8 protein-coding genes are annotated in these 7,922 nt (G+C 31.1%); 5 read left to right on the forward strand and 3 right to left on the reverse strand.

The features are described from left to right. Nucleotides 1-82 precede the first annotated feature (82 nt). The 3 genes from ACKVOV_RS14240 (at nt 83) to ACKVOV_RS14250 (ending at nt 4,873) form a co-directional block, all read left to right on the forward strand. Complete coding sequence (locus ACKVOV_RS14240; RefSeq protein WP_409207418.1) at nt 83-2,887, forward strand: carboxypeptidase-like regulatory domain-containing protein; 2,805 nt, start codon at nt 83-85, stop codon at nt 2,885-2,887. Nucleotides 2,888-3,077: 190 nt separating this feature from the next. Next, nucleotides 3,078-4,280 (forward strand): hypothetical protein, encoded by a 1,203-nt coding sequence (locus tag ACKVOV_RS14245; RefSeq protein WP_409207419.1) that lies wholly within the window; start codon nt 3,078-3,080, stop codon nt 4,278-4,280. A 245-nt stretch (nt 4,281-4,525) separates the two neighbouring features. After that, nucleotides 4,526-4,873 carry a toxin-antitoxin system YwqK family antitoxin gene (locus tag ACKVOV_RS14250; RefSeq protein WP_409207420.1) on the forward strand — a complete coding sequence of 116 codons (348 nt, stop codon included), beginning with the start codon at nt 4,526-4,528 and terminating at the stop codon, nt 4,871-4,873. 95 nt (nt 4,874-4,968) lie between these two features. Here the strand turns inward: ACKVOV_RS14250 and ACKVOV_RS14255 are convergent, their stop codons facing one another. The 3 genes from ACKVOV_RS14255 to ACKVOV_RS14265 all read right to left on the reverse strand — a co-directional run bounded on the left by ACKVOV_RS14255 (nt 4,969) and on the right by ACKVOV_RS14265 (nt 7,167). Then, nucleotides 4,969-6,117: a cystathionine gamma-synthase gene (locus tag ACKVOV_RS14255; protein ID WP_409207421.1), complete on the reverse strand. Its 1,149-nt coding sequence runs from the start codon at nt 6,115-6,117 to the stop codon at nt 4,969-4,971. 147 nt (nt 6,118-6,264) lie between these two features. After that, a complete protein-coding gene (locus ACKVOV_RS14260) occupies nt 6,265-6,720 on the reverse strand; it encodes a DinB family protein (protein WP_409207422.1) in 456 nt (151 codons plus the stop codon). A gap of 9 nt (nt 6,721-6,729) precedes the next feature. Then, the gene (locus ACKVOV_RS14265; protein WP_409207423.1) at nt 6,730-7,167 is read right to left on the reverse strand and encodes an acyl-CoA thioesterase; all 438 of its coding nucleotides are present in this window, start codon (nt 7,165-7,167) and stop codon (nt 6,730-6,732) included. A gap of 123 nt (nt 7,168-7,290) precedes the next feature. Between ACKVOV_RS14265 and ACKVOV_RS14270 the strand changes: the two genes are divergently transcribed. Both ACKVOV_RS14270 and ACKVOV_RS14275 read left to right on the forward strand, forming a co-directional pair. Continuing rightward, nucleotides 7,291-7,647, forward strand: coding sequence for an arsenate reductase family protein (locus tag ACKVOV_RS14270; protein WP_409207424.1), 357 nt, complete (start codon nt 7,291-7,293; stop codon nt 7,645-7,647). After that, on the forward strand, nt 7,640-7,922 hold a 283-nt coding region (locus tag ACKVOV_RS14275; RefSeq protein ID WP_409207425.1), incomplete at its 3' end, for an EamA family transporter. The genes ACKVOV_RS14270 and ACKVOV_RS14275, both read left to right, overlap by 8 nt.

Genomic DNA, 7,922 nt, shown 5'->3' on the forward strand with positions numbered 1-7,922 from the left:
TATAAAACAAATTCATAATAATTGCATCACAACATCTTTACATACAAACATTTCCTTTGCAGAAATTTAAACACAACTACTAATGAAATTTAAATTATCTATTTTATTCTTGTTTTTTACTTTATTATCATTCTCTCAAAACGGTACTGTTATGGGAATTTTATCTGATAAAGACCTTAAAGGAGAACCTTTACCATTTGCAAATATCACTATAAAAGGAACTTCTTATAGTGCTACATCAGATATTGCTGGTAAATATGCTATAGAAATTCCGCAAGGAAGTTACACTATGGTTTTTAGCTTTTTAGGTTATGAATCTATAACCAAAACATTTACAATACAACCGAACGAAAAAGTAATTATAAATGAAACTCTTGGTTCAGGAAGTGTAACAATAGAAGATGTTGTTGTAAAAGCTACAGTTAGTCGTGAAAAAGAAACTGCATTATTGTTAGATCAAAAGAAAGCAGTTGAAATTAAGCAAAGTATTGGTGCACAAGAAATGTCAAGAAAAGGAATAAGCGATGTTGAAGCTGGGTTAACAAAAATTACTGGAATTAGTAAAGTAGAATCTAGAGGATTGTTTGTTCGTGGACTAGAAGATCGCTACAATAATTTATTAATTAATGATTTAGCTGCTCCAACTAACAATCCATTTACAAAAATTATTCCATTAGATTTGTTTCCAACAGACATAGTAAGTATTATTGATGTTTATAAAACTTTTAACCCTAATATTTATGGAGATTTTGCGGGAGGAACTTTTAATATTCAAACTTCAAAAGGAACGAAAAGTATAACAAAATTAAATATTGGCACAAATTTTACAACTCACAATAATTTAAATGATTTTTTAATCTCAGAAGATGCCGATAACACAAAAGGTTTTTTTGGGTTTAACGGAAAAGATAGAGAATTGCCAAGTATTTTAGGAAGTGTTCCTCATAGTTATACCTTTACTACCGAAGATTCAAAAAAATATTTCAAAAGTGGTTTTAATGCTACTGAAACAAAAAGCCCATTAAACACAAGTATAAGTTTCCTACATTCAGAAAAATTTGATTTAAAAAATGACAAGAAATTCTCTTATTTACTTTCGTTAAATTTTGACAATAAATATGCTATAAAATCAGGTATAGAAAGAACTGTAGATGATCAAACATCAGGATACAGATTTTCTAATAACTTTATTAGCACCGAGTATTTGTATAAAAATACTATAACTTCATTAATAGGTTTAAATTTTAATACCAATAGATTAAAACTAAGCTTAAATACTTTTTACATTAAAACAAATGAAAATTCTATAAAAGACCAATTTGGAGTTGCTAATGCAAATACTGATGATCCAAATCATCTTATTAGAACCAATCAACTTACAAAAACTGATTATTTAAATGCTCAATTACTTGGAGAATATGCTTTAAGTAAAAGCAAAAATCAAATTTTTAAAGGAGGAGTATCAGTTGCAAATACAAAATTCTCGCAGCCCGACAGAAAAGCTTTTCAAGGAACTGAAGTTGCAGGAAACATTACTACTACTTATGGAGGAACTAATTTCTTACGACAATATTTAACAATAGATGGGAATAAATTTGTTTCTGGCCTAGGAGAATATAGCTTAAAATTTGGAAAAAAAGAAAAGCAGAACAAACTAAGCATAGGCTATAACGGCAATATGTCTGAAATGGAAAGTTCGTACCGTTTTATAGCATCACAATCTAGTATTGGTGGTTTTACAACCAACTTAAACGATATTGATATACAAATTAATAATGATTTAAACGCAAACAACTTTTCTTTTGTTGAAAATTCAAATGCTAATTATAAAGTAAAACTTATCGAATTTACTAATGCTGGTTATGGTAATCTATTACTAAAATTTGGAAGTAAATGGGAAATAAACGGAGGTTTGAGAGTAGAGCTTAATAATCGTCAAACAAAATTTAGAGGCTTGGGGATTCAAACTGCGCCATTCAAAAAAAGAAATTATGACAACTTATATTATTTGCCATCTCTTAACATAAAATATGGTGTTTCCGAAAAAGCGAATATTCGATTTGCTGCAAGCAAAACCTATACAAAACCTGTTGTAATGGAATCTTTCCCATTAACCTACTTGAATGCTGATGGTACTTCTATACAAGGAAATACATTATTAAAAAACAGTGATAATTATAATGCCGATTTGAAATTTGAAATTTTCCCAACAGCTAAAGAGCTATTTGCTTTTGGAATATTTACAAAATACATAAAAAACCCTATCGAAAGAAGTTATGTTACAAATGCAACAACATCTACAATAACCACTTTTTTAAATTCTGATTCCGCAAATCTTTATGGAGCTGAAGCTGAATTTATATTAGACTTAGAAAGAGTAAATAAAAATTTATCTGATTTTTCTCTTGGTTTTAATGCTTCATTAATGTCAACTAAAGTTAAAGTTAGTCCTACATATAATTCGCAAGATGAGAATGGACTTATAACTTATAACATTCCATCTATTGAAACTCACAAAACAAGAGATTTGCAAGGTGCCTCAAAATGGATTTTAAATTCAGATTTAAAATATCAATTTAATTTTGATAAAAACTGGAGTAATACAATCTCATTAGTTTATTCTGTTTTCTCAAAAAGAATTTATGCTGTAGGAACTAACAAACATGATAATACTTACGAATTGCCATACCAGCAGCTAGACTTTGTTTGGGGAAGTAAATTATCTGAACATTTTGATGTTAAATTCTCAGCAACTAACTTATTAAATACTTCTAGAAAAAGGGAATTTGGTAATGAAGGAATTATTAAAATAAATGAAACCTCTTTAATTAATGATAGCTACAAAAAAGGGGTTGGTTTTGGTTTAAATTTAGGTTATACCTTCTAAAAAAAGCTACAGACATATTAATATAAAAGCACTGAAATTTCAGTGCTTTTTTTATTTACAAACCGATACATGAACTTAACATTGTATTAATGTTTTAATTGATTTTACATAACCATCATATAATATTTAGATAACTTTTATAAAAGTATGTCGAAGTATTTTTGTCGAAACAATTAAAATCTACAACACAATGAAAAAATTAATTTTTAGCTTAAGCATAATAGCTTCAATCTTTACAGGTTGTACAAGTAGCGATGACGAAACAGTAACACCAATTGTTACTCCTGCTTCAGGTACAATTACAGGTACAATTACAACAAATACTACTTATGCATACGGAAACTATTCTTTAGTTGGAATTGTAAAAATAAACTCTGGTGTGACCGTAACATTTGATGCTGGATCAACAATTACTTGCGATAAAACTGTTTCGACAGACAATGCCTTAGTAGTTCTAAACGGAGGTAAATTAATTATAAACGGTACTGCTTCTAGTCCTGTTGTATTTACAGAAGCATCTAAAATCCCTGGAAAATGGGGTGGAATTATCATTTACGGTGATGCGCCAATAAATGCTGCTGGTGCTGCTACTACATCAACTTCTGAAGATGGTAATAACATTGTATATGGTGGAACAAATCCTGCTCACAATGGAGGATCATTACATTATGCTCGTGTAGAGTATGCTGGATCACAATTGGCTTCAGGTGTTAAAGAAAATAATGGATTTACGTTTTATTCTTGTGGATCTGGAACAACTTTAGATCACTTAGTATCATACAAAGGTGCTGATGATGGTTATGAGTTTTTTGGAGGAACAGTTAGTGCTACTAATTTAATTTCTTACGGAAACTATGATGATGCATTTGACTGGCAAGATGGATGGCAAGGTCAAAACAATTCAAACTGGTATGCATACCAAACTGGAAAAGGAAACTTCGGAATGGAAATAGAATCTTCAAGTCAAAACAATTCATACTATCCTGTTGTTTCAAACATTACTTTAAAAAGAGCTGCTGGATGTCGTTCTGAAGTTGATGACAACCAAGTTGATGCTTTCCAATTTAAAAAAGAAGGAAATGGTTTTTTTGATAACATCATAATAGATGGTTACACAGGCTTAACTACTACTGCAACACCACCTGTTACTTACGATGGTGCTGTTGTTAGAATTGAAGATGCTACTACAAATACAAATCAAGTAAACGGATCTAAAATTAAAGTTACAAATGTTAAGGTTACTAATACTACTATTTTAACTCCAATCGGAAGATCTCCTATATCTGTAACTTTCCCAGTTGCTAATTGGTCAACAAATGCATCAGCAACAGGTTGTAGTTCATTAGTTAGTGGAGCTTGGTCAACAGTAAACGGTGTAAACTTAATTCAGTAAATATTTTTGCAAGTTTGCAAAAATAGAGACACCTTATATTGATAATAAAATAGCGGTTGCAAGAGATTCTTGCAACCGCTTTGTTTTGTTATATATTAATAAAAACAAAATATCAAAAAAACAAAAAATAAATCCCAATGTTAAGTTTTTAGCTTATGTTATTAAATTGTTAAGTTAAAGTGTTTTTATTGTAAATAATTTTATATATTTGATATATGATTGTTTAACTTTAAAAACCCAAAGCTATGAAAAAGTATATAATATTAACTATTTTAATGTTATCAGGAGTTATTTTTGCTCAGCCTATTGAACCAAAATATGAAATTGAAGGAAATCTAGTTAAGGTCACTTATTATCATGATAACGGACAAATAAAACAAATAGGTTTTTACAAAGATGGAAAAGTTCAAGGGAAGTGGGTTTCATTTACAGATGTTGGAGAAAAACTAGCTCAAGGCGAATATAATGAAGGCGTAAAAACTGGTAAATGGTTTTTTTGGAATCAAAATACATTAAACGAAGTTGATTACTCTAATAACAGAATCGCTGAAGTAAAAAAATGGTCTAAGGAATCGTTAGTCCAAAGGAATTAATTAAAATCTACCCTTTCTAAACGAAAGGGTTTTTTTATGCAAAAAAATGCCGAGATTTGAAAATCTCGGCATTTTATAATTATAATAGATTGTTTTTACAACAATGCTTGTTTTAAATCTTCTATTAAATCTTCCGCATCTTCTACCCCAACACTTAGTCTTACTAAATCGTCAGTGATTCCAACCTCTTTTCTTTTATCTTCTGGAATTGAAGCATGTGTCATTAAGGCTGGATGATTTGCCAAAGATTCTACACCACCTAGAGATTCTGCCAATGTAAACACTTTTACTTTTTCTAAAAACGAAATAGCATCTTCTTTTTTACCTGATTTGAATGTAAAAGTAACCATACCACCAAAACCGCCAATCATTTGCTTTTTTGCAATATCATGATACGGATGCGAAGGCAATCCTGGATAATAAACACGTTCTACTTTTGGATGGTTCAACAAAAATTCAGCAATTTTTGTTCCGTTTTCACAATGACGTTGCACACGAAGAGATAATGTTTTGATTCCTCTGAGCACCAAAAAACTATCCATTGGTCCTAATGTTGCACCTGTTGCAAATTGCTGAAAATGCAATTGACTTCCAAGTTCTTCATCTTTTACGATTAGCGCTCCCGCAATCACATCAGAATGTCCTCCTAAATATTTTGTTGCTGAATGCATCACGATATCTGCTCCTAAATCTAAAGGCTTTTGCAAATAAGGTGTTGCAAAAGTATTATCGACTGCGAAAAGAATTTTATGTTTTTTTGTGATTTTTGCTATTTCGGCAATATCAGCAATTTTCATTAATGGATTCGTTGGGGTTTCTACCCAAACTAATTTGGTATTTTCGTTGATTAATGATTCGAATTTTGCCAAATCATTCATATCTACAAAATGAAATTTGATTCCTGAATTTGCATAAATACGAGTAAACATCCTGTAAGTTCCACCATATAAATCATCCATAGCAATGATTTCGTCACCGGCTTTAAACGAACGCAAAACACAATCGGTAGCGGCTAAGCCTGAAGAAAAAGCCAATCCACGTGTTCCGTTTTCGATACTTGCTAATGCATTTTCTAGCGCAGATCGTGTTGGATTTGCAGCACGAGAATATTCGTAATCAGGATTTAATGGTTGCCCTGGACTAGTTTGCACAAAGGTTGATGTTTGATAAACGGGTGGCATAACTGCTCCTGTACTTGGATCGTGGTGCTGACCACCGTGTATAACTTTTGTATTGAATTTCATTTTGATTTATTTTTGAATGGCAAATTTACTTTTTATTCTTAGGAAAATCATGAAGTTTAACGATTTTTTAGCCCTGATGGAAGTGGAAATCCTTTTCTTTTTTCCTTTAAAAAAGAAAAGATTACAACGGACAGCAGGAAATAGCTCCTAAATAAATTTCTTAATCTGCATCATGATTCCTGTATGCAAGGCTTCGTGGTAATTGTTGAATTCCATAGCAGATTTTGCACTTTTTACCGTAAATCCAACGCCTGTAGTAAATTCCATATAATTGTCGAAAACATCATTTGCAAAATCTTCTTTCGCTTGCTCTAAAGTAGAAAAAAGCAATTTTTTAATTTCATTTACTTCTTCCTGAGAGATGTTATGTTCTGGTTTCGTTCCTTTTTTATATTTTTCGACCATTTCGTCCGAAATCATCATGGGTAAACCTGACAATTTATACACTAACATTTGTTGTACAACAACAATATGACCAATATTCCAGATTAGGTTATTGCTAAAACCTTCAGGGATTTTATTTAAATTTTCTAATGAATGATTTTCGAGAAATTGCAATAATAGGTTTCTGCTTGTTTTGTTAATTTCAAAAGTGGTTTGCATATGTCTTATTTATAAAATTATAAAATCCTCTGTTTTTGGAAATGAATTCATGACTTGCTGAACAATTAGCGGTGTTGGTTGGGCTAATTTTCTCAAATGTGTGTCCATCCAAGCGCCATCAATGGTTAGAGTTGCACAAATTGCTCCTTCATCATTTTTTAACTCGTGAATAATGGTCCATCGAGAAGCGTCTTCTTTTAACTTTCCAACTTTGGTACTGATTAAAATTGTATCGCCAAAACGAATTTCTTTTCGAAAAACACATTCTTCACGAAAGATTATTGGTCCAAAATGCTGCTGCTGCATAATTTTCATAGTTACACCCTGTTGCTCCAGAATTTCAATACGGTGTTGGGCACCAAAATCATAGAATACGCTATGACGCATATGAAAATTCGGGTCTAAATCCGACCAACGAATGGAAATTTCTTTTGTAAAAACACTCATTTCTAATAAAATTTATTCAAAAATACTTAGAAAAATTAATATCTGTACTTCGATTGCATTTAAATTGAATCTATTTTGATGAAAACCGTATTTTTGCAAATGAAATTGATAAAGACTCAAATAATGAACAAAATATATTACCTCGCTTCTTGCGACACTTGTCGAAAAATCATAAAAGCCTTACCTAATGCGGATAAATTAACGTATATTGATATTCGTCAGAATCCTATTTCGGAAGGAGATTTAGCAGAAATGTACCAACTTTCGGGAAGCTACGAAGCTCTTTTTAGTAAGAAAGCGCAACTATATAAATTGATGGATTTAAAAAACAAAAATCTAACCGAAGATGATTTTAAAAAATATCTTTTAGAACATTACACCTTTTTGAGCCGTCCTGTTGTCATCCTTAATAATGAAATTTACATTGGAAACACACAGCCCAACATTTTGAAATTGACAAAAGCCATGACAAGTGTCTAAAAGAAATCTCGCACTTATTGGCGCCACAATAGTTTCAATAATTTATGGTTTAACCTTTACAATCGCTAAAGACGTTATGCCAAAATATATAGATGCTTTTGGTTTTATTTTACTTCGTGTCGGTGGCACAACTATAATTTTTTGGATGATTTCTTTGTTTATTAAAACAGAAAAAATCGAGAAAGCTGATTTTCCTAGAATAATTGCCGCTGCTTTTTTTGGTGTAGCACTTAATATGCTTACTTTTTTTAAAGGTTTAAGTTACACCTCTCCTA

The organism is Flavobacterium sp. (assembly GCF_046153165.1).
GTDB lineage: Bacteria > Bacteroidota > Bacteroidia > Flavobacteriales > Flavobacteriaceae > Flavobacterium.